The sequence below is a fragment of the Parapedobacter sp. GCM10030251 genome (assembly GCF_042666505.1).
Lineage (GTDB): Bacteria > Bacteroidota > Bacteroidia > Sphingobacteriales > Sphingobacteriaceae > Parapedobacter.
Window position 1 is genome coordinate 293,302 of sequence record NZ_JBHTDN010000001.1, and the last position, 20,921, is coordinate 314,222.

Sequence of the window (20,921 nt, forward strand, 5' to 3'; positions counted from 1 at the left end):
AAAAATCGTAGAGAGAATTATTGGACGGAGCGATTATCTTTGCCAAGACAGAAAGACCAATAGAGAAACTTGATGAAGAACCTTCCCCTTATCGATATCGCGGTAATTATAGCTTACCTGGCAGCCATGGTGCTGGTCGGCGTATGGTTTTCCCGCAAAAACAAAAACGCCGACCAATTTACCAAAGCTTCGGGGATGATACCGGGATGGGCTGTAGGGATATCGCTGTATGCGACCTTTCTCAGCAGCAATACGTTTCTGGGTGTTCCGGGTAAAGCATTTGGGAGTAACTGGAATCCATTCGTTTTCAGTCTGTCCATGCCCTTAGCAGCCTGGGTGGCCGTCAAATATTTTGTGCCGTTTTATCGCACTGCGGGAGGAGTGTCCGCATATACCCATTTGGAACGTCGTTTTGGACCGTGGGCACGCACGTATGCGATGGTCTGTTTTCTCTTGACGCAGCTTGCGCGCATGGGGTCAATTTTCTTTGGGATTGCCCTGAGCCTGCAGGCGCTAACGGGTTACGACATGACGACAATTATGGTGATAACTGGGTTATGTATCGTTATTTACACCGTGTTGGGGGGGATAGAAGCTGTTATCTGGACGGAGGTTGTACAAGGAGTTTTACTGACTTTTGGTGGTTTGTTGATCCTTTACCTCATACTTGCCAACGTAGAGGGAGGTGCAGCGGCGATTATTGATATCGGGATCGCCGACGAAAAGTTCAGTTTAGGTAGTTTCGCACCGGATTTTACCGGGTCGTCCTTTTGGGTGATCTTGTTGTATGGCTTTTTTATCAACCTGAATAACTTCGGGATGGATCAGAACTACGTGCAGAGGTATCATACTGCACCTTCCGCCCGCGAAGCTGCAAAATCTGTATGGCTCTGCGTGAAACTGTATATTCCCATTTCGCTATTATTTTTTGTAATCGGTACCGGGCTGTATGCCTATTATGCTCAACATCCAGAATTGACAGAGACCATTCGGCTGCAGGCAGCTGCAGAACGGCCATCCCTTAGTGCGTCGCCGGACGAGGTACAACAAACAGCGACTTCGCTGGCATCTGCGGACTTTGGAGATAAGATAATGCCGCACTTTATGGTTAATATGATACCTGTGGGTTTGCTGGGGCTCGTGATTTCCGCCATCATGGCGGCGGCGATGAGTACCATCAGCTCAGGCATGAACGCATCCGCGACGGTATTTACGGAAGATATTTATAAGCGATATATCCGTCCGGACAGCTCCGGCTCGCAAGCGTTACGCGTCTTGTTTATTGCTACGGCTGTATTTGGTGTGCTGGGTATTGTAACCGGTATCAGTATGATCGGTGTAAAAAGCATTTTGGATGTGTGGTGGCAGCTTTCGGGTATTTTTGCCGGAGGTATGCTGGGATTATTCCTATTGGGGATCATCAGTAAAAAGGCCGGTAACAGCGACGCGATTATCGCAGTGATTGCAGGCGTATTGGCCATTCTGTGGATGACTTTTTCGTATCTGATACCTGAGCAATACGGTTACCTGCGATACCCCTTGCATGCAAATATGATCATTGTGGTCGGAACATTGGTGATCTCGCTGGTGGGAACGGGATTGGCCACGATGAGGCGCTCACCCGTTTAAGATCGCCATGATAGGCTACCCCTCTTTCTGGTTGAATTTTTCCTTAAAGCGCGCGATTTTCTTTAACTGTTCGTGGAACCGGTCGCCAAACGACCTTACTTGTTTCGGTGGTTCCAGATTGTCCGCAACTCCTTTGTCCGCCATTTCGTCGGTTACCTGGAATGCCTCTACTACGATGGATGGAAAGAATGCTTTGCTCTTGGTCACCGTCCGTTGGCCTACCCAATTCATTGCTACATAGTTCAGTGCAAGCGTGAGCAACACAAAACTTCCCTTTGGCAGCTGCCTACTGCAATTCCAGTTGATTTCAACTTCTTGGTTTTCATTCACAAAATCAAAAGTGACGTGATCGATGATGTGGACAGATTCATTGAAGAAATTGAAGGCAGTCACAAGAATAGAAAAGTGGGGATTGAACCGCGGCGGTTCGGCTGGATAATTAATGTCCTTCATCACATTGAATTTCGGAATCGAGAACTGAATCCGACCATTCGGTGCGATTTCGACGCTCGGTCTTACCCTTATTAGCCTTTCGATACGGGAATCGAGATTGAATTGAAAGCCTTTCAGCGGACTTAAATCGGCGTCATGAAGCGTTCGTTCACCGATTTCTTTGGTTGATGTCCGTATACATTCTGCTACGGCTGCGGTTAACCGGACAGGCATCTTCCCATCATATTCTTCGAAGAAATTACACAGGACGCGGCGAAGCATTTTTGCCTGCGTACTCGCCAAACCAAACTCCAATGCATTTAGCTTGGTGGCGTAGGTCTGCCGTACGCGTGCCGGAGCAATCTGTAGCACTTGTTTATCCCGATACCCGCGATACACGATGTTGTTTATTTTTCCCTTAATTTTCCCATTTCTTCCTTGTGTGGCCATTTTCGAAAAATTACGTTATTGTCAAGTTATTTTTTAAATTTACATCGGTCTCCTGCGTTATCCATATTTCTTTTTTCTTCCTCCTGACCAGCTTTGCACCATCTTTATACCAAGTGTATACCATCTCCGCTATGAATCAGTCATCAATTCATAGTACACCCAATATAAGTCCAGGTTTTCTCCATAAAAATTGGATTCATATTGGACTTACATTGGACTCATATTGGACTCATTCAGGAGAAGGTACAGCGAAGGTACCTGTATGATATGTAGTAATGGTATATGATTTCATAGGTAATTTATGATTGTATGTTCAGTTGGTTAACCAAATATAGCCAGCTGGTTTGAAAAAAGCAAATTTCATCGGTAACTTTACTCACGGTTTGCATCATCCATCGTTATTCTGTTCATCGATGTTAGGTAACCGAGTTTTCTCTCTCTTATGTGCAGCCGGTATTGCGGTGAATGGGATTGGTCTGTTTACCGGTGTCATGATGATCGATGGTGCACTGTATGCGCTCATCGCAAAGAACATGGTTGTAAATGCCAACTATGAATTTCTTACGCTTCACGGGTTCGACTGGTTGGACAAACCCCATTTTCCTTTTTGGTGCACCGCACTTATCTACAAGCTGTTGGTTATCAGCGATTTCGCCTACAAGTTGCCCGCGTTTATCTTTTGGCTTATCGGTGCGTTGTATACCTTTCTGCTCGCCCGCAGGCTGCATAGTCGTCATGCTGCGCGCATAGCCGTATTGATTTATCTCAGTGTATTGCACCTTTTGCTGTGCAATTCGGCGGTAAATGCCGAACCGTATCTGACAGGAATGATCGTCGCAGCGATCTATCATTTCTACCGAACGTATCGTGGCGATGCATTCGTTCAGCTCGTATTGGGTGCATTGTGGGCAGCCATGGCAGTGATGACCAAGGGAATTTTTGTGTTGATCATCATCGGCAGCGGGTTCATCGTGTGGTGGCTTATCCGGAGGGAATGGCGGCAATTTATCAACTATCGATGGTATCTGGCCATCGTCCTGTTATTGATCTTTATCCTACCGGAACTTTATTGCCTATACAGGCAGTTTGATGCAAGACCTACGGCTGAGGTGTTCGGACAGACGAATGTGTCGGGCATCCGCTTCTTTTTTTGGGATAGTCAGTTTGGCCGCTTCTTCAATTCAGGGCCCATAAAGGGGCATGGCGATCCGTTCTTTTATCTGCATACCACGTTATGGGCATTCCTGCCCTGGTCTTTGCTGCTTCCCGCTGCCGTCTATTTTTCGTTCGGCAGGAAACGGAAGCTGGCAATCGGGCATCCGCTGTTGTGGGGCAGCATTTTGATCACGTTTTTATTGTTTTCGGCATCGCAATTCCAGTTGCCACACTACCTTAATGCAATCTTTCCGCTGATGAGTATCTGGATAGGCCAGCTGTTAGCCGGCATGGACCGATTGCCCCGCATGGGTGTCATGCACCGTGTGCAATGGTATTCCGGCCTGTTGGTGATCATTCTGCTTTGCCTGTTGGTTTTTTTTTTCCATAGTGATGGCTGGTGGTTACTGGTTGCCTTTATCGCCATAGTGGGCGGGTCGGCGCTGATTTACACGCGTCGGATTTCAGCTCATAACACATTTCTGGCGAGCTATGCCGTGGGCCTGTTAATTGGAATCTTTTACGGAGGATACGTATATCCTGGACTATTAGGCTATCAAAGCGGAGATCGCATGGGGCGTTTTATCAATGCCACTATCGGCGTAGAACGCCATGGGGAGTGTATATATGTGTTAGACCAGGAAATAGAAAACTTTATGCTTGGTTTCCGATGCAACATGCCGTTACAAGCCATTCGGTCCGGAGAGCGGTGGAAAACCATAGCGGATGGGAGTCTGCTGGCGGTAAGCACAGAGCGTTTGGAAGAAATACCGGATTATTACGACGTGGAGTCGATCGCGTCCTTTGCCGGATACCGCGTGAGCCGCTTGACATCCGCATTCTTTTATTATCAATCACGGGATGCGCAACTCGGTAAATTTTATCTGGTGCGGTTAAAAAAGCGCTAACATCCTATAATACCCGGCCAATTTGATACAGAAGCCGGATGACCTAATGGGATACCTTTGAGTAAATCAATGACAAACAAATGGTAAAATATGGTTTTATCCTAAGTAATTGCCTTCTTTTAGCGGTTACCTGTAGTTTTTCGCAGACCACCGATCAAGGATTGGCTGATTCAATCCCCCGGCGTATCATTTTGAATGTAACGGAGGATTTAGCCGCTTCGGTAGCGATTAACTGGCAAACGGCCGGTGAGGTGAAAGAGAGTTTCGCAGAGATCGCGATTGCCGATGCAGACCCGCGTTTCGTCGATAAAGCAGTTCGGAAAAAAGCTGAAACCGAATGGGTGGGGCTGGGCGATACCGTATCGTCCAACTACCATTCGCTGGTTTTCGATGACCTGATTCCCAATACGAAATATGCCTATCGCGTCGGCCACGGGAACCATTGGAGCGAATGGTTTCACTTTGTTACGGCCAGCGATCAGCCGACAGACTCCTTCCAATTTATTTATTTCGGAGACGTGCAGGTAAATATCCGATCACTTTGGTCGCGGGTCGTACGAGAAGCCTTTGCGAAAGCGCCAAACGCCCGACTGCAACTGTACGCCGGGGACATCATTAACCGGGCAAACCGGGATGAAGAATGGGCCGATTGGTTTGCGGCGGGTGGTTTCATACACAGCATGATACCCGGACTTCCGTCGCCCGGCAACCACGATCATTTTAACCTGCCGAATGGTGAACGGGCCGCGTCGGTTTTTTGGCGGCCCCAGTTTAACCTGCCGTTAAACGGTCCGAACGGACTGGAAGAAACTTGTTATTTCGCTGATGTGCAGGGGGTACGGTTCATATCCCTTAATTCCGACCAAGCGGAGGAGTCAGACGTGCATTTGGAAGCCCAGCGTGTCTGGTTGGAACGTATTCTCGAGAATAACCCAAACACCTGGACGGTTGTTACCTTTCATCATCCGATTTATTCGCCCAAAGGAACGCGTGATAATAAGCGGATGCGGGAGACGTTTAAGCCGATTTTTGACCGATACAGGGTCGACCTCGTGTTGCAGGGACACGATCATACCTATGCGCGGGGCATGAGTAAAATCCCGATGGATGGCAAAGGGGAATCGTCCGGAACGATGTATGTTGTCTCGGTAAGCGGTCCAAAAATGACCGGTAGCCATGTAGAGAAAAAATCTTGGATGGACCGGTCGGCAATCTATACCCAATTATTTCAAATTATTGACGTATCTTCACAAAAGCTCTCGTTTAACGCCTATTTGGCCACTGGAGAGCTTTACGACGCGTTTGATTTAATTAAGCAAGAAGGAACGATAAACAAGCTGGTCGACCGGATACCCAATCGGATGCCGGAACGGCAGTAAATGCTGCGGTCTCAGAGGAACCAGCCATGTCAATGCCTGATACAAAGCCGATATGAAAAGAACCGTAAGTATTTTAGTTTGTGCCGTATGGGTTGGCATAACGGGTATGTTGGCAAGCGCCGTGGTCCCGAGACCCAAGATCGTCGTGTGTTTGGTGGTGGACCAAATGCGTTGGGATTACCTGTATCGTTTCTATGACCGATATGGCGACGGGGGCTTCAAGCGACTGTTAACGGATGGTTTCAGTTGCGATCAAACACTGATCAGTTACGCACCTACCGTAACCGGATGCGGGCATGCCTCTATATTTACGGGCGCAACACCGGCTGTCCACGGCATCGTCGGCAACGACTGGCCTGATTTTGAAAAGGGCTATTCGGTCAATTGCGTTGGCGACGAAAATGTGTCGTCCGTGGGCACTGAATCAAAATACGGCAAAGCCTCTCCTCGTAATCTCCTGACGACCACCGTAGGCGATGAACTGAAGATTGCCACCAATTTCAGAAGTAAAGTCGTCGGCATATCCATCAAAGACCGGGCAGCCATCCTGCCGGCGGGGCATACGGCCGACGCCGCATTCTGGTTTGACAAAACCAATAATTGCTTTATCACCAGCACCTATTATATGGATGAACTGCCCGAATGGGTGCAGTCCTTCAATAACCGGAAAATTCCACAAAAATACCTCAAACAGGGATGGAATACCTTGTACCCGGTCGCTTCGTACGTGCAAAGTACAGCGGACGACATGCCCTATGAATCCCGGTTTGCCAATGAGCGACGTCCGGTTTTTCCGCACAGACTGGTAGATAGCGTGACCGGTTTCGATGTGGGGATCAGCAATACACCGTTCGGAAATAACCTGGTGCTCGCGTTTGCCAAGGAGGCCATCCAAGCGTACCAACTGGGTACCCACGGCGACACCGATCTGCTAACCGTCAGTTTGTCATCGCCGGATGCCATAGGTCACCGCTTTGGTCCCAATTCGATTGAAATTGAAGATAATTATCTCCGATTGGACAAAGAACTGGAGGCGTTCTTTGCTTACCTGGATCAAACATTCGGCGAAGGCGATTACTTGTTTTTTATTACCGCAGATCACGGTGCGTCGCAGTCGCCCGGATACCTGGCCGCGAATAAACTACCTTTTGGGTTCCTCAATGAAAAGTATCTGCTCGACTCGATCCAGAACGTTATCCGCTCCGAATACGGACTTGATTCAGTGATTGCCGCCAACGCAAATCAGCAACTGTATCTGAACGACAAAGCGATTTCCCGATTGACGGTCTCCAAAGACGAAATCGCCGATCGCATTGTCATGCTCTTGATGGAAAGCCCAGGCATCACCGATGCGTTTGTAACCCGCAAGCTAGGCAGTGCTACCTTGGCAGAACCGATAAAAACCATGATGATCAACGGTTATCACCTGAAACGTGGCGGCGACATCGTATATAGTGTGCAATCCGGATGGAAATGGGGGTCAATATCCGGTGCGTCCCACAGCCACTGGAATGCGTACGATGCACACATTCCGTTGATCTGGATGGGGTGGGGGGTGCAGCCCGGTAAGACAAACCGGCTCGTCCATAATACAGACATCGCGGCTACCCTTGCTTCGTTGCTTCATATCCAGATGCCCAGCGGGAATGTCGGTAGCGTAATTTATGAATTGACAGATCACTAACGGACAAACCAAGTCATGAATGAAAACGCAACTTTCAGAAGTAGGCGATTGCTGTCCATCGACGCGCTGCGAGGTTTTGACATGTTGCTCATTGCTGGCGGGGGCGCATTTATTGAGCGGTCGCATGGTTTGACGGGGATGCGATGGATAGACTGGTTGGCCACGCAGCTTACCCACCCGGCTTGGAATGGTTTTACTTTTTACGACTTTATCTTTCCGTTGTTCCTGTTTATAGCCGGTGTTTCGTTATCTTTTTCTCTGCAGTCCGGACTGGAACGTGGAATGTCGAAAGCGGCGCTATATAAAAAGGCCTTCAACCGGTTCCTCATCTTGTTTATATTGGGGCTCATCGATAAAAATACGCCATTGGACTTGTTCCATCCCGCCAATATTCGATATGGAACCGTATTGGGACGCATTGGCATCACCACACTGGTAGCGGCCATTTTGTATTTGAACTTCGGAGGAAGGGCCCGACTGGCCTGGGTGTCGGGCATCTTACTCGCCTATTATGCGGCTGTTTTCCTGATCCCTGTCCCCGGTTACGGTGCGGGTGATCTTTCGTTTGAAGGCAACCTCGTCGGATGGATTGACCGTACGTTTATGCCGGGTATACTAAAACAGGAAACCTACGACGAAAACGCGCTGCTGACCACATTTCCCGCCATTTGCCTTCCGCTTTTGGGAACCCTTGCTGGCGACATCCTGCGGAATACCGAGAGGCCTGAAAAGACAAAAATCGGCTACCTCTGCGCCTTAGGGGCGATCCTTGTACCGCTGGGCTTGATATGGGGCTTGAGTTTTCCCATTAACAAACACATGTGGTCCAGTTCCTTTATTTTGCTAACGGGAGGAATGGCGTTTTTCATGCTGGCGTTGTTCTATGGAATCATCGATGTGCTGGGTTACCGAAGATGGTGTTTCTTTTTCGAGGTCATTGGTGCCAATTCCATCGTCGTGTACATGGCCTATCGGCTCATCGATTTCAATTATACGTCCAAGCTGCTGTTTGAAGGTCTGTACATGAATTTTCATGAAAAATGGCATCCGGTGTTCAACGCATTGGGGGCCCTGGCCCTGGTGTGGCTATTGCTCTATTTTCTTTACCGGAAACGGATTTTTATAAAAGTGTAGATCAAAAGCCCCTCTGATCGGTCCCATCGGTGCGATCGTAAGGCAATCAAGGACTTTTAAAAATATTTCCACGCGCCGGTTCAATGAAACCTAACGGGCAGGGGAGAACCTGGCAAGGGGTCCGGACATCAACGCATTTTTTTCAGAATAGTTGAGGCTACTCCGTTTGATCGCGGGTACACATCATACACGAAATCAGAAGATAACTTCTGAAAAGAATCCGGCAACATCGTATAAAAACCATTCAGTTTTTAAAAAGATTTTTGTGTACCAATTCACAATTTACGATAGCTAATTATGATACTTTTCAACAAAGTAACCGACGCGCGAAGGAGATGCTTGTCGGGCGTCAGGCTTTCTTGTGTCCTTGTGCCCCTGCTGGTTTTCTTTGCGGCAAATGCCGATGAGCGAAGTGATAACCTGCCGGGGTATGGCGCGTTCTCTGACCAGGAGTACCGGGTGAGAGGCAGCGTCCACAATGCCAGATCCGAACCATTGGAAGGGGTTTCGATCCATGTAAAAGGCAGTAACACGTCTACGAGTAGCAATAACCAAGGGCAATTCGAACTGAACGTTCCGACGCAGCCCGTTACACTGGTCGTATCCTACGTTGGCTATGAGGCATACGAAGTGCAGTTTACCGGGCAGGACTTTTTGGCGATCACGCTTGCTGAAGAAAACCAGAACCTCGATGAAGTCGTGGTTACCGCCCTAGGCATCCGAAAAGAGTCCAAGGCATTGGCCTACGCGGTGAGCAAGCTGGACGGCGATGACTTTGAGAAGAACAAAAATGTCAATTTTGCCAACTCGTTAAGCGGGAAGGTGGCCGGTGTTAACGTGGTCAGCACCGCGAATGGCCCCGGCAGCTCAAGCCGGGTAACGATCCGGGGAAATACATCCATTTCCGGCGATAACCAACCGCTGTATATTATCAATGGAATGCCCATGGACAACTCGCAGTTTGGTAGTACGAATACGGTATCACCGGATTGGGGCGACAATTTGTCAAGTATCAATCCGGACGATATCGAAGAGATCTCGGTGCTGAAAGGGGCAACCGCAGCAGCATTGTATGGTTCCCGGGCGAAGAACGGAGCGATCATCATTGTGACCAAATCCGGAAAAGGCCAGCAAGGGATCGGGATCACCGTCAATTCAAATACCACATTCGAAATACCCTTCTTTTTATGGGAAATTCAGAATGAATACGGCCAGGGGTATGGTGGTTTCCGTCCGGCAAGCATGCAGGATGCGGCTAACCACGGCCAGAATCACTGGGGCGAAAAATACGATGGGAAAATGACCGTGCAACTGGATGGCGTAGAAAGACCTTATTCATTTGTCAAAGATCGCGTACTTGAAGATTTCTATCAAGTAGGCAGCACGATCAACAACAACGTTTCTTTCAGTAAAGGGAATGAAAATGGATCTTTTCGCATTTCCTACACCAATTTACGGAACGATGCAATTGTTGATAATTCAAGACTTCAACGAAATAACCTCAGTTTGGGCCTGCAGCAAAACCTAACGAAAAAAGTTTCAATAGGTGCCAGCATCGACTATGTCAAGGAGAAAGCGAACAACCGACTGATTACCTCGGGTGGACGCGCGAGTATGACGAGCACCATCCTTTGGGTAAACAGCAATATGCCCACCGAGGCACTGTCGCCAGGTTACGATGAAAACTTTCAGGAAAAAACGCTGGGAACCGATCTGAATGCGACGAACCCCTATTTCGTGTTGAACCGTATGAGAAATGGCTCCGATAAGGATCGGTATCTGACGACGGCCAACATACGCTGGGAAATATGGGATTGGTTGTATGTGCAGGGCCGCGTGGGGCAGGATTACTATGGCGTGACCAATACCAACGTCATACCCGATGGAACGGGTTTTCTTAAAAATGGCGAAATTCAGCAACGAAGCATCTCGTTTTGGGAACGGAATTTTGAGGGCATTATCGGGATCGATAAGCGATGGAATACCTTTTCACTGACCGTGAATGCCGGAGGGAACCTCATGTCGCAAAAAAGGGGAACCACGGATGTCGACGCATTTGGCTTCGTTGTCCCGCAGTTGCATGTGATCAACAATACGTCCAATCGCCAGACAACCACGGATCTCTACCGAAAGAAGATCAACTCGCTATTTGCTACGGCGGAGTTCGGATACAAAGACTTCCTTTATCTAAACCTTACCGGCCGGAACGATTGGTTTTCGACACTGAACCCCAAGTCGAACAACTACTTTTACCCATCGGCGGGAGTGAGTTTCGTGTTCTCCGAGGCGTTGGAAATGCCTTCCCTAATTAATTTTGGAAAGCTGCGGGTGGCTTACGCTTCGGTAGGTGGTGATACCGATCCGTATCTGCTGAATCTGACCTATGGGTTGCAATCTTACTCGTACGATGGTAAATCATTGGGAAAGATAAATCAATTAAATGTGCCGAATGAAAATCTGAGACCCTTAAGCGTGAATGAGTTTGAGGCCGGACTGGACGTTAAAATGTTTAACAGCCGACTCGGATTGGACGTGGCGTGGTACCATAAATTGACCACCAATGACATTGCCGTTGAAACCATCTCTTCCACAAGCGGCTACCAAGGGATGTCGGTGAATGTCGGCGAAATTGAAAATAAGGGATGGGAGCTTTTGCTTACGGGAAAACCGCTGCGCGAAGGAAGCCTGAAATGGGACGTAGCCGCGAATTTTGCGTACAACAAAAGTAGGGTGCTGAAAATATCCAATGCTTCGAAAGAGTTGGTGCTGGGTACAGTAACCCGGGGTTGGATTAAGCACATTGAAGGGATGGAATATTCCCAGATTGTGGGAAGGACGATATTGAGAAATGAAGCAGGCAAAGATGTCATTGACGCAACGGGATTGCCGATTGTGCCCGTGGATGTGGTGCCCTTTGGTTCGGGCATCCATAAATATACCGTAGGCCTGACCAATTCATTTGCCTACCGATCGTTTTCACTTTCCTTCCTGATCGATTCGAAATTCGATGCCAAGATATATTCCGGGCTGAATTACGACCTTGACCACCGGGGAATGTCTTGGGGATCGTTATTGGGAAGGGCCGATGGCGTGACATTGGATGGCGTTACCGAAGACGGCCAGGTCAATACCGTGCATGTCTCTGCCGATCGGGTAAACAACCGGGCGATCGTCGTCAGAAGAAGGGATGCGTTGGATGATTACGTTTACGACGCCAGTTTTATCAAACTTCGTAATTTTGCGTTAACGTATCATCTGCCCCAACGGCTCACCGATAAAATCGGATACCTCAAAGGGGCAAGCCTATCGTTCATAGGCAACAATGCGCTCATCCTTATGAAGCGAACACCGGGTATGGACCCTGAAACAAATTTCAGTGCCGGAAATGCACAGGGTTATGCGAATTCTGCCCTGCCCCCGACCCGCAGCTTTGGTTTCAATTTAAGTGTTAAGTTTTAATTTACGTATCATGAGAATATATAAAGCAGGGATCGCTTCTTTCGTGCTTATCGCCTCGTTGGCGGCCTGTGACAAGGGATTTGAAAGTCTGAATAAAGATCCAAATGCGGTCACGGGCGATCGGTTTAATCCGGCTTATCTCCTGGCTTCGGCGCAACTCCAGACTGCGAAGAACGGCGGCGAAGCGAATACCGGTCTCTTTTACTGCGAAGGTTTTGTTCAGCATTTTGCGTCATTGAGCAACGTGGGGATATTTAATTTTCACGGTGATAAATATGTGTACCACAAAGGCAATAATGAAGCTTTGTGGTTCGCTTCCTACGACATTGTCAAATTGTTGCAGGACCTCATCCAGAACACGCAGGAGGTGGTTGAATACAACAACCTCCTGCAGATGAGTAGAATATGGAGAACGGTGGTTTTTCAACGGCTCACAGACCTATATGGGGATGTGCCGTATTCGGAAGCAGGCCTGGCTTTTTACCAGCATATTTACAAGCCCAAATACGATTCCCAAAAATTTATTTATGAGCATATGCTGGCTGAACTGGAGGATGCGACGGCTAAGCTGAATTCCGATATGCCCCTGTATCCATCGGCTGACATTGTGTATGACGGCGATATCCAGAAATGGAAACGTCTCGGCTATTCCATGATGCTGCGGTTGGGAATGCGGCTGTCAAAAGTGGAGCCGGAAAACGCGAAGTTATGGGTGCAAAAAGCCTATAACGGCGGTGTTTTTGAGTCCAATGACGACAATTTGTTTATTAGGGGTACGGACGCCGAAGGCACCATTGAAGCGCTCAGCAATGCCGATAGCTGGGTGCTGAGTGTATCCACCCGGGAGGGAGGGAAAATCAGCAAAACCTTCTTCGACTTTCTGAAAAACCACCATGATCCAAGGCTGAAGCACACCGTGGCGGTGTATACGAATCCGATGGACATCACGACAAAAAATACGGACCCCGCAATCCAGAAAGGACTTCCGAACGGATTGGATCGGAATACACTGATGGCAGATCCGAGCTATGACCCCGACGCGCCGGGGCAGGAGCATCAATATTCCGGCATAAACCGGGATGTGTATGGAAAATTGGATGGCCCCCGCATGTTCATTACCCATGGAGAGGTGGCATTGCTGCTGGCCGAGGCCACCGTTAGGGGGTGGATCGGCGGAAATGCAGCGGAATACTATGGTACGGGGGTGCGATCTGCCATGAAAAACCTGAGCATTTACGACCCCTCGGCGCTGATTTCGGATGCGGAAATTAATGAGTATTTAGCAGAAAACCCATTTGTTGGAACGCAGGACTTACCGGCTGCCTTCGAGCAGATCAATACCCAATACTGGGCAGCCACGTTTATGAACGGATACGAAGCGTTTGCAAATGTCAGAAGGTCGGGTTATCCAAGATTGATTCCGGTAAACTATCCCGACAACGAAACGGGAGGGTTGTTTCCGAGAAGATTGAGATACCCGGAGAACGAAGCGGTGCTGAACACCGATCATTATAAGGAAGCGGTTGCGAGGCAGGGCACAGACAATTACATCACGCGGCTTTGGTGGGACAAGGAAGACTGATGGCGGGTATACGTGCGAACGATGCCTGCTCAAGGCGGACTTTCCTGAAAGGGGCCTTTACACTGGGGCTGACCGGATTGGCTGGCATAAACAGGGAGTCTTGGTCGCTACCACGTACCGTCGAGGCGATGTTGGTTCCAGTTATGCTTACGCCGTTCCGTGAGGATCTTAGCGTGGATACCTATGGCGTTGAAAAGCTCATCGCATTTTACAGGCAGTCCGGTGCGGGTGGACTTTTCGCGAATTGCCTAAGCAGTGAGATGTATCAATTGAACCGACAGGAACAATTGCATATCGCTGCGCTAACCGTGAAACAGGCAGGAAGTGATATACCGGTCGTTGCAACGGGCTCCTTCGGTGAAAATCTGGAAGAAAAGATCCGTTGTACCGAGCAAATGGCCGAAACCGGGGTGGATTCCGTCGTGTTAATCACCAGCCACTTTGCCGACAAAGGGCAGGATAACCGGGTTTTTCTTGAACAGTTGCTTGCGCTGGTGGATCGGACGCCCGGCATTCCGTTGGGTACCTATGAATGTCCTTCTCCCTACAAGCGGCTTCTTTCTGCATCAGCGTTCCGAACGCTGATGGAGACCCAAAGGTTCACGTATCACAAAGATACGTCGGAAGATATGGGACAGCTGATCCAAAAAATTGAAATAAGCAAGGGAGGGGCATACAAAGTGTTCAACGCGCATTCGGGAACGGCTGTACCTTTCATCCAAGCCGGTGGAAGTGGCCTGTCGCCAATAGCGGGCAATTTTTTTCCGGAACTATTTTCATGGATATGTGACCACGCTAACGAGCCAGCCTTATCTGCACAGCTCGCATTCATGCAACAGGAATTGATACGTGCGGAAAAAATCGTATCCTTGAAGTATCCGTTGAGCGCGAAGTATTTCCTTCAGAAACGCGGATTGCCTGTTCAGGTAAACAGTCGGGCAAGACGAACCGAACTAACCAAAAGTGAAATCGCGGCTTTGGATGATTTGTATCGCGAATTTAAAAGGTGGTGCAGCGATCTGGATATACCCCTTACCAAGTTGAACTAGATGGAATTACATACGTTGAATACGAATATGAATCGGATGGCTTTGGTGGCGGTGCTGTGTCTTTTGGCTGCTTGCGCAACCAGATCAGGCAGCAATGGAGAGCTGCAATTCCCACAGCAGTTGGTAGCATTTACCGCCTACTCGGACAGCGCTCTATTTTCCGGAACGGATTCTTCCACGTGGGATAAGGAAATCCGCGAACGTGGATTTATCCTATACGACGACGGAATCTATAAAATGTGGTATACAGGTTACCATCCGGATCGTTCAGCGGCTAAATTTCTGGGGTATGCCGTTTCTGAAGATGGCGTACATTGGGAGCGATTCGCGAAAAATCCCATTTACCGTGAAAAATGGACCGAGGATGTGTTTGTGCTGAAGGACCAAGGGTTGTATTACTTATTCGCAGAGGGAGAAAACGACATTGCCCACCTGCTGACTTCGGCGGATGGAATCAACTGGGAATCCAAGGGCGACTTGACCATACTCACTGCCAAGGGCGATACAATTCCTGGTCCGTATGGAACGCCAACGGTGTATATCAAAGAGGGCATATGGCATTTGTTTTATGAGCGGGTAGATTCCGCCATCTGGGTGGCAACGTCGGCCGATAAGCTGCATTGGCGGAACATCCAGGATGAACCGGTGCTGATTCCGGGGCCGGAAGATTATGACAAAGGTGCGGTTGCCGCAAATCAGATCGTTGAATGGGGCGGGAAATATTATCTGTATTACCACGCCACCTCAAATCAGGACTGGAACAAAGGGGGGCGTCCCGTCTATTGGAATTCCAATGTAGCAGTGTCCGATGACCTGTTGAACTGGCAAAAGTACCCGGATAACCCGTTGGTGGAAAACAATGAGTCCAGCCCGATAACGGTTTGGGATGGACAAAAACCAAAGCTTTATACGATGCACAAAAATGTGCATCTTTACGTTCCCAAATAGACCTACTGTTATGATGAACCGGATAAATAGCCGTTTAGAGTCGCTCGACATCCTTCGGGGATTTGATTTATTCTGCCTGGTATTTTTTCAGCCGGTACTGTCTTCGTTAGCCCGGGCTTTCGACAATGACGGATTAACGGCCATCATGACCCAGTTTCGGCATGTGCAATGGGAAGGATTCGTTTTCTGGGATCTGATTATGCCGTTATTTATGTTTATGGCCGGGGTTTCCATGCCATTCGCCTTTCAAAAGTACCTCAACGAAGGGAGCAAAACCAGGCTCTATAAACGAGTCCTGAAACGGGTATTGCTGTTGTGGATTTTTGGGATGATGTGTCAGGGAAATCTATTGGCGTTCGACTTCCATAAAATTTATTTGTATTCGAATACCTTGCAGGCCATTGCCATGGGATACCTGATTTCGGCGGTTCTCCTGATACACCTGGGGATCCGTGGACAGCTCGTTGCTACCGCGGTACTGCTGCTCGGTTATTGGGGAATCATGACATTTGTAGGGGCTGACGGTTACGGAAGGGGCGATTTTACACCTGATAAAAACTTTGCCGAATACCTGGACCGGACCGTGCTAGGACGGTTTAGGGACGGGGTCAAAGTTACCGATGCAGGTCTGGATTTTGGAAATTACCGATACACCTGGCTGTTAAGCAGCCTCAATTTCGGCGTCACCGTAATGACCGGTGTTTTTGCGGGCCATATCCTAAAGAGCAGCAAGATCACGAAGGTTAACAAGGCTGTGTGGCTGTTGGGGCTGGGGATTTTACAGGTTATCCTCGGGGTGTTATGGGGCTTACAGATGCCCATTATAAAAAAAATATGGACGAGCTCCATGACGCTGTATAGCAGCGGACTCTGTTTCATCCTGATGGCTATATTTTACTACGTCATTGACTGTCTGGGTAAAGGGAAATACGTAGGCTGGCTTAAAATCTATGGGATGAACTCAATCCTGGCGTATCTTCTGTTTTCCATAGTTGATTTCAGCTCCGTTGTCCATTCGCTGTTTTTCGGTTTGGAGCAGTTTCTGGGCAAAGGCTATCAACCGTTCGCCAGGTTGTGCAGCGTCAGTTTGATCTTCTTGATATTGTATTTCTTAGCGAAAAGAAAGGTATACCTCAAAGTGTAACCTTATGCAAATATCCTACAACAACAGGATAAAATGAAGCAAGGTTCCGCTTCATAAAATGTAGAACTTCGAGCGGTATAAGCTGACTGATTTATAAACCCTAAAAAACCACATGGCATTTAACATAAACGCAAGTAAGGGTAAATACGATGTTATCATTGTCGGATCGGGGGCAGGCGGGGGCATGGCTGGCTATGTGCTGGCACAGGCGGGCTTGAAAGTGCTGATGTTGGAATCCGGTCCCTTTTTCGATCCGGCCAAAGACTCGTTACAGATGCGCTGGCCTTGGGAATCACCCCGCAGAGGAGCTTCTACAAACCGCGCCTTTGGCGATTTCGATGGCGCTTTCGGGGGATGGGAGATCGACGGTGAGCCGTATACCAACAGCGAGGGAAGTGAGTTCCGATGGTTTAGGTCACGGATGCTGGGAGGACGTACCAACCATTGGGGGCGTATTTCCCTGCGTTTTGGCCCAAAAGATTTCAAGGGAGGAAGCTTCGACGGGGCTACCGACGACTGGCCGATCAGCTACGAGGAAGTTAAGCCGTATTACGACAAAGTGGACATACTGCTCGGTGTATATGGCACCAATGAGGGGCTGGAGGATGATCCCGATGGGATCTTTCTGAAGCCGCCGAAACCCAGGCTACACGAATTACTGATCGCCGAAGCGGCCAGAAAAAAAGGCATTCCCGTGATACCGGGTAGGGGATCGGTGCTTACCGAACCATTGAAAAACAATAACCAGCGGGGCGTGTGTTTCAATTGTGGCCAGTGCGGCAGGTCGTGCAAGGTGTACGGGGATTTTTCTTCTTCGTCCGCTTTGGTCATCCCGGCCATCCGGACCGGAAATCTGGAAGTGCTTCCCAACTCGTTGGTGCGCGAGGTGCTGGTGGATGGGTATGGACTCGCCAAGGGCGTGTCTTACATCAGCAAAGAAGATATGCAGGAGTATCAGGTATATGGCCAGCAGGTCATATTGGCCGCAAGTGCCTGTGAATCGGCGCGTATTTTATTGAATTCAAAGTCACGGCAACATCCGCAGGGACTGGCGAACAGCAGCGGGGTGGTCGGTAAATACCTGCACGATTCCACGGGCGTCAGTGTCGCGGCATATCTTCCACAGCTAAAAAACCGAAAGCGGTATAATGAGGATGGAGTGGGAAGCCTGCATGTCTATTCACCCTGGTGGCTGGACAATTCGAAACTGGATTTTCCGAGAGGCTATCACATCGAATATGGCGGGGGGATGAACATGCCTTCCTACGGGTACCTAAATGATCTGCCCCGGTTTAACGGTGCGTTAGCCAACGTTAATGGTGCTGGAAAAAAAAGCGGCGGATACGGCCGGTCGCTGAAGGAAGAGTACCGCGATTACTTTGGAACCAAAGTGGTTCTGGCCGGCCGGGGATTGGCCATCGCACGAAAAGACAATTACTGCGAAATCGATCCCAATACGGTCGACAAATACGGTATCCCCGTGTTGAAGTTCCATTACAAATGGCACGATGCCGAAATCAAACAGGGCAAGCACATGCAGGATACATTCCATGACCTATTTACCGGTATGGGTGCTGTTATCACGTCGGCGTACGTAGGAGCCGACAAGCACTATGGACTCAAAAAGCCCGGCGAGATCATCCATGAAGTGGGGACGGTACGGATGGGAGATGATCCGAAAACTTCGGCTTTGAATAAATGGTGTCAAGCTCATGATTGCAAAAACTTATTCGTGGTAGACGGAGCGCCGTTTGTACAGCAGGGGGATAAAAACCCAACGTGGACCATATTGGCATTGTCGATGCGGACATCAGAATATATTTTGGAACAACGGAAAAGACGTAACCTGTAAAATGGCGATGGACAAAATGAAACGAAGAGATGCCTTGAAAGCCATCGGCGTATCCATGGTAGCCAGCGGATTGCTTTTTCATCGATGCAGTAACGAAAAAGCAGACCGGGTAGTTTCCCGGCTCAACCTGGACCTGAAGGAAGGCCGGGAGCTTTGGGAGCGGGAACGGCTTGAGGAACTGAATTCCTATACATTTTTTGATCCACATGAAAGAGAGACGCTTACCGAGCTGGTCGATCTGATTATACCGGCAGATGAGGATTCGCCGAGCGCTTCCGATGTGAAAGTGCCCGATTTTATCGAATTTATCGTGAAAGATCAGCCGGAATTGCAGCAGCCGATGCGGGACGGGCTGAAATGGCTCGACAATTATGCACTGCAGCGGTTTCAGGGTGTTTTTACCGGGATCACAGCCGATCAGCGTATCGATATCCTGGACCGGATTGCCTATCCGGAATCGGAACACAGCGAATTCATGCAGGGTATTGCATTTTTTACCTTACTCAGGGAACTGACAGCTTCGGGATATTTTACCACGGAGGCGGGGATCGACTACCTCGGATATGTAGGCAACCGGCCGAATGTGTGGGAAGGCGTTCCCGTGGATGTCCTCCGGCAATACGACCTTACCGACTTAATTACGTAAATTAACGCATCCAGAAATATGAAGCAAGATAGTAAGAAACAATCCAGAAGGGATTTCATTACCACCACCAGCCTCGCCGTTGCTGGTGTAACGATCGTACCCCGCCATGTGTTGGGCGGTAGCGGATTTATTGCGCCCAGCGATAAGCTGGTGGTCGCCGGTGTGGGCATCGGAGGTAAAGGGAGAAGCGACCTAAAGAGTTTTTATGACAGCGGCAAAGCTGAAATTGCCTACTTATGCGATGTGGACGACCGTATGGCGAAGGAATCGCGGGAACGGTTTCCCAAAGCAAAGTACTACCACGACTGGCGGGAGTTATTTGACAAGGAGTCCAAACATTTCGACGCGGTATCGGTGTCAACGCCCGATCACAACCATGCCGTCATCGCCATGGGCGCCATGCAGCTCGGAAAACATGTGTATGTCCAAAAACCGATGACGCACGACATCTACGAAGCCCGTAAACTCACGGAAGCGGCTGAAAGATACAAGGTGGTTACGCAAATGGGCAACCAGGGGGCATCGGGCGACGGGGTCCGGCAGCTCCGGGAATGGTTCGATGCCGATATAATCGGCGATGTGCACACCGTCTATACGTGGACGAACCGCCCCGTGTGGCCGCAGGGCATTCCGTGGCCAGCGCAATCGCCTTCCGTGCCCAAGGAACTGGATTGGGACCTTTGGCTCGGGACCGCACCCGATAAGGCCTACGTAGACGGGCTCATTCCGGGCAGCTGGCGCGGCTGGTGGGATTACGGTACAGGCGCGCTGGGTGACCTGGGTTGCCACTTGCTGGAAGCGCCTTTTTCCGTACTGGACCTGAAATACCCAACCGATGTGCAGGCGACCGTTGGCAGCGTGTACACGGCTTTTGGGGAACGCGGTTACTTTAAGGATAGCTGTCCGCCGTCGGGTTACGCAATTTTGACGTTCCCCAAAACCAGCCGGACACAGGGAGAAGTGAAGTTGCATTGGATGGACGGCGGGATCAAGCCGATGCGGCCGGACGAGCTGGAGCCGGAAGAAATCATGGGAGATGGCAACAGCGGCATCTTGTTTATCGGTACAAAGGGGAAAATGATGGCCAGTGAATACGCGGCCAATCCGAGGCTGATCCCGGTTTCAAAGACGAAGGAGGTTACGGTTCCACAGCGGTATGAGCGGGTGAAAGGTGGCGCCGATGGGCACTATGCGCAGTGGGTGGAAGGTGCGATCGCAGGATACGGCAAGGCCAAGCTGAGTGCGCCTTTTGAACTGTCGGGCCCATTGACGGAAACGGTACTCATGGCCAACCTGGCCATCCGCGTGGCCGATATTCCCAAACCACGACCCAACGGAAAAGGCTTCGTGTATCCGGGAAGCAATAAGTTGATGAAATGGGATAGCGGAAATATGCGGATTACCAATTACGAAGAGGCGAATCAGTTTGTGAAGCGCGAGTATAGAAAAGGTTGGGGACAATTGTAAACA

General features: G+C 49.4%; 14 protein-coding genes. 13 read left to right on the forward strand and 1 reads right to left on the reverse strand.

Annotation, left to right across the window (positions count from 1 at the left end; translation table 11 throughout):
* Positions 1-72 precede the first annotated feature (72 nt).
* Positions 73-1,629, forward strand: a complete 1,557-nt coding sequence (locus tag ACFQRK_RS01435) for a sodium:solute symporter (protein WP_379002886.1) — start codon at positions 73-75, stop codon at positions 1,627-1,629.
* 15 nt (positions 1,630-1,644) lie between these two features.
* Here the strand turns inward: ACFQRK_RS01435 and ACFQRK_RS01440 are convergent, their stop codons facing one another.
* Positions 1,645-2,511 carry a hypothetical protein gene (locus tag ACFQRK_RS01440; RefSeq protein ID WP_379002888.1) on the reverse strand — a complete coding sequence of 289 codons (867 nt, stop codon included), beginning with the start codon at positions 2,509-2,511 and terminating at the stop codon, positions 1,645-1,647.
* Between the two features lie 413 nt (positions 2,512-2,924).
* On the opposite strand from ACFQRK_RS01440, the gene ACFQRK_RS01445 reads away from it, so the two are divergent.
* The 12 genes from ACFQRK_RS01445 to ACFQRK_RS01500 all read left to right on the forward strand — a co-directional run bounded on the left by ACFQRK_RS01445 (position 2,925) and on the right by ACFQRK_RS01500 (position 20,918).
* Positions 2,925-4,574, forward strand: a complete 1,650-nt coding sequence (locus ACFQRK_RS01445) for an ArnT family glycosyltransferase (RefSeq protein WP_379002890.1) — start codon at positions 2,925-2,927, stop codon at positions 4,572-4,574.
* 80 nt (positions 4,575-4,654) lie between these two features.
* Positions 4,655-5,953: a fibronectin type III domain-containing protein gene (locus ACFQRK_RS01450; RefSeq protein ID WP_379002892.1), complete on the forward strand. Its 1,299-nt coding sequence runs from the start codon at positions 4,655-4,657 to the stop codon at positions 5,951-5,953.
* A gap of 52 nt (positions 5,954-6,005) precedes the next feature.
* A complete protein-coding gene (gene pafA / locus ACFQRK_RS01455) occupies positions 6,006-7,637 on the forward strand; it encodes an alkaline phosphatase PafA (protein ID WP_379002894.1) in 1,632 nt (543 codons plus the stop codon).
* 15 nt (positions 7,638-7,652) lie between these two features.
* Positions 7,653-8,771 carry an acyltransferase family protein gene (locus tag ACFQRK_RS01460; RefSeq protein WP_379002896.1) on the forward strand — a complete coding sequence of 373 codons (1,119 nt, stop codon included), beginning with the start codon at positions 7,653-7,655 and terminating at the stop codon, positions 8,769-8,771.
* A gap of 297 nt (positions 8,772-9,068) precedes the next feature.
* Complete coding sequence (locus ACFQRK_RS01465) at positions 9,069-12,230, forward strand: SusC/RagA family TonB-linked outer membrane protein (protein WP_379002898.1); 3,162 nt, start codon at positions 9,069-9,071, stop codon at positions 12,228-12,230.
* Between the two features lie 10 nt (positions 12,231-12,240).
* Entirely contained in the window at positions 12,241-13,812 is a 1,572-nt protein-coding gene (locus ACFQRK_RS01470) for a SusD/RagB family nutrient-binding outer membrane lipoprotein (protein WP_379002901.1), read from the forward strand.
* Positions 13,794-14,861: a dihydrodipicolinate synthase family protein gene (locus ACFQRK_RS01475; RefSeq protein WP_379002903.1), complete on the forward strand. Its 1,068-nt coding sequence runs from the start codon at positions 13,794-13,796 to the stop codon at positions 14,859-14,861. The genes ACFQRK_RS01470 and ACFQRK_RS01475 overlap by 19 nt, the downstream gene beginning before the upstream one ends.
* Positions 14,862-15,809: a hypothetical protein gene (locus ACFQRK_RS01480; RefSeq protein ID WP_379002904.1), complete on the forward strand. Its 948-nt coding sequence runs from the start codon at positions 14,862-14,864 to the stop codon at positions 15,807-15,809. It abuts the gene before it with no gap.
* Between the two features lie 10 nt (positions 15,810-15,819).
* Positions 15,820-16,953 (forward strand): acyltransferase family protein, encoded by a 1,134-nt coding sequence (locus ACFQRK_RS01485; RefSeq protein WP_379002906.1) that lies wholly within the window; start codon positions 15,820-15,822, stop codon positions 16,951-16,953.
* A 112-nt stretch (positions 16,954-17,065) separates the two neighbouring features.
* Positions 17,066-18,805 (forward strand): GMC oxidoreductase, encoded by a 1,740-nt coding sequence (locus tag ACFQRK_RS01490; protein WP_379002908.1) that lies wholly within the window; start codon positions 17,066-17,068, stop codon positions 18,803-18,805.
* 16 nt (positions 18,806-18,821) lie between these two features.
* Positions 18,822-19,451, forward strand: coding sequence for a gluconate 2-dehydrogenase subunit 3 family protein (locus ACFQRK_RS01495; protein ID WP_379002910.1), 630 nt, complete (start codon positions 18,822-18,824; stop codon positions 19,449-19,451).
* A gap of 18 nt (positions 19,452-19,469) precedes the next feature.
* Positions 19,470-20,918: a Gfo/Idh/MocA family protein gene (locus ACFQRK_RS01500; RefSeq protein ID WP_379002912.1), complete on the forward strand. Its 1,449-nt coding sequence runs from the start codon at positions 19,470-19,472 to the stop codon at positions 20,916-20,918.
* Positions 20,919-20,921 lie beyond the last annotated feature (3 nt).

Bases quoted from the DNA above. Each gene is read 5' to 3' on its own strand.
- ACFQRK_RS01435 (WP_379002886.1), top strand. From the start codon at position 73: ATGAAGAACCTTCCCCTTATCGATATCGCGGTAATTATAGCTTACCTG.
- ACFQRK_RS01440 (WP_379002888.1), bottom strand. From the start codon at position 2,511: ATGGCCACACAAGGAAGAAATGGGAAAATTAAGGGAAAAATAAACAAC.
- ACFQRK_RS01445 (WP_379002890.1), top strand. From the start codon at position 2,925: ATGTTAGGTAACCGAGTTTTCTCTCTCTTATGTGCAGCCGGTATTGCG.
- ACFQRK_RS01450 (WP_379002892.1), top strand. From the start codon at position 4,655: ATGGTAAAATATGGTTTTATCCTAAGTAATTGCCTTCTTTTAGCGGTT.
- pafA (WP_379002894.1), top strand. From the start codon at position 6,006: ATGAAAAGAACCGTAAGTATTTTAGTTTGTGCCGTATGGGTTGGCATA.
- ACFQRK_RS01460 (WP_379002896.1), top strand. From the start codon at position 7,653: ATGAATGAAAACGCAACTTTCAGAAGTAGGCGATTGCTGTCCATCGAC.
- ACFQRK_RS01465 (WP_379002898.1), top strand. From the start codon at position 9,069: ATGATACTTTTCAACAAAGTAACCGACGCGCGAAGGAGATGCTTGTCG.
- ACFQRK_RS01470 (WP_379002901.1), top strand. From the start codon at position 12,241: ATGAGAATATATAAAGCAGGGATCGCTTCTTTCGTGCTTATCGCCTCG.
- ACFQRK_RS01480 (WP_379002904.1), top strand. From the start codon at position 14,862: ATGGAATTACATACGTTGAATACGAATATGAATCGGATGGCTTTGGTG.
- ACFQRK_RS01485 (WP_379002906.1), top strand. From the start codon at position 15,820: ATGATGAACCGGATAAATAGCCGTTTAGAGTCGCTCGACATCCTTCGG.
- ACFQRK_RS01490 (WP_379002908.1), top strand. From the start codon at position 17,066: ATGGCATTTAACATAAACGCAAGTAAGGGTAAATACGATGTTATCATT.
- ACFQRK_RS01495 (WP_379002910.1), top strand. From the start codon at position 18,822: ATGAAACGAAGAGATGCCTTGAAAGCCATCGGCGTATCCATGGTAGCC.
- ACFQRK_RS01500 (WP_379002912.1), top strand. From the start codon at position 19,470: ATGAAGCAAGATAGTAAGAAACAATCCAGAAGGGATTTCATTACCACC.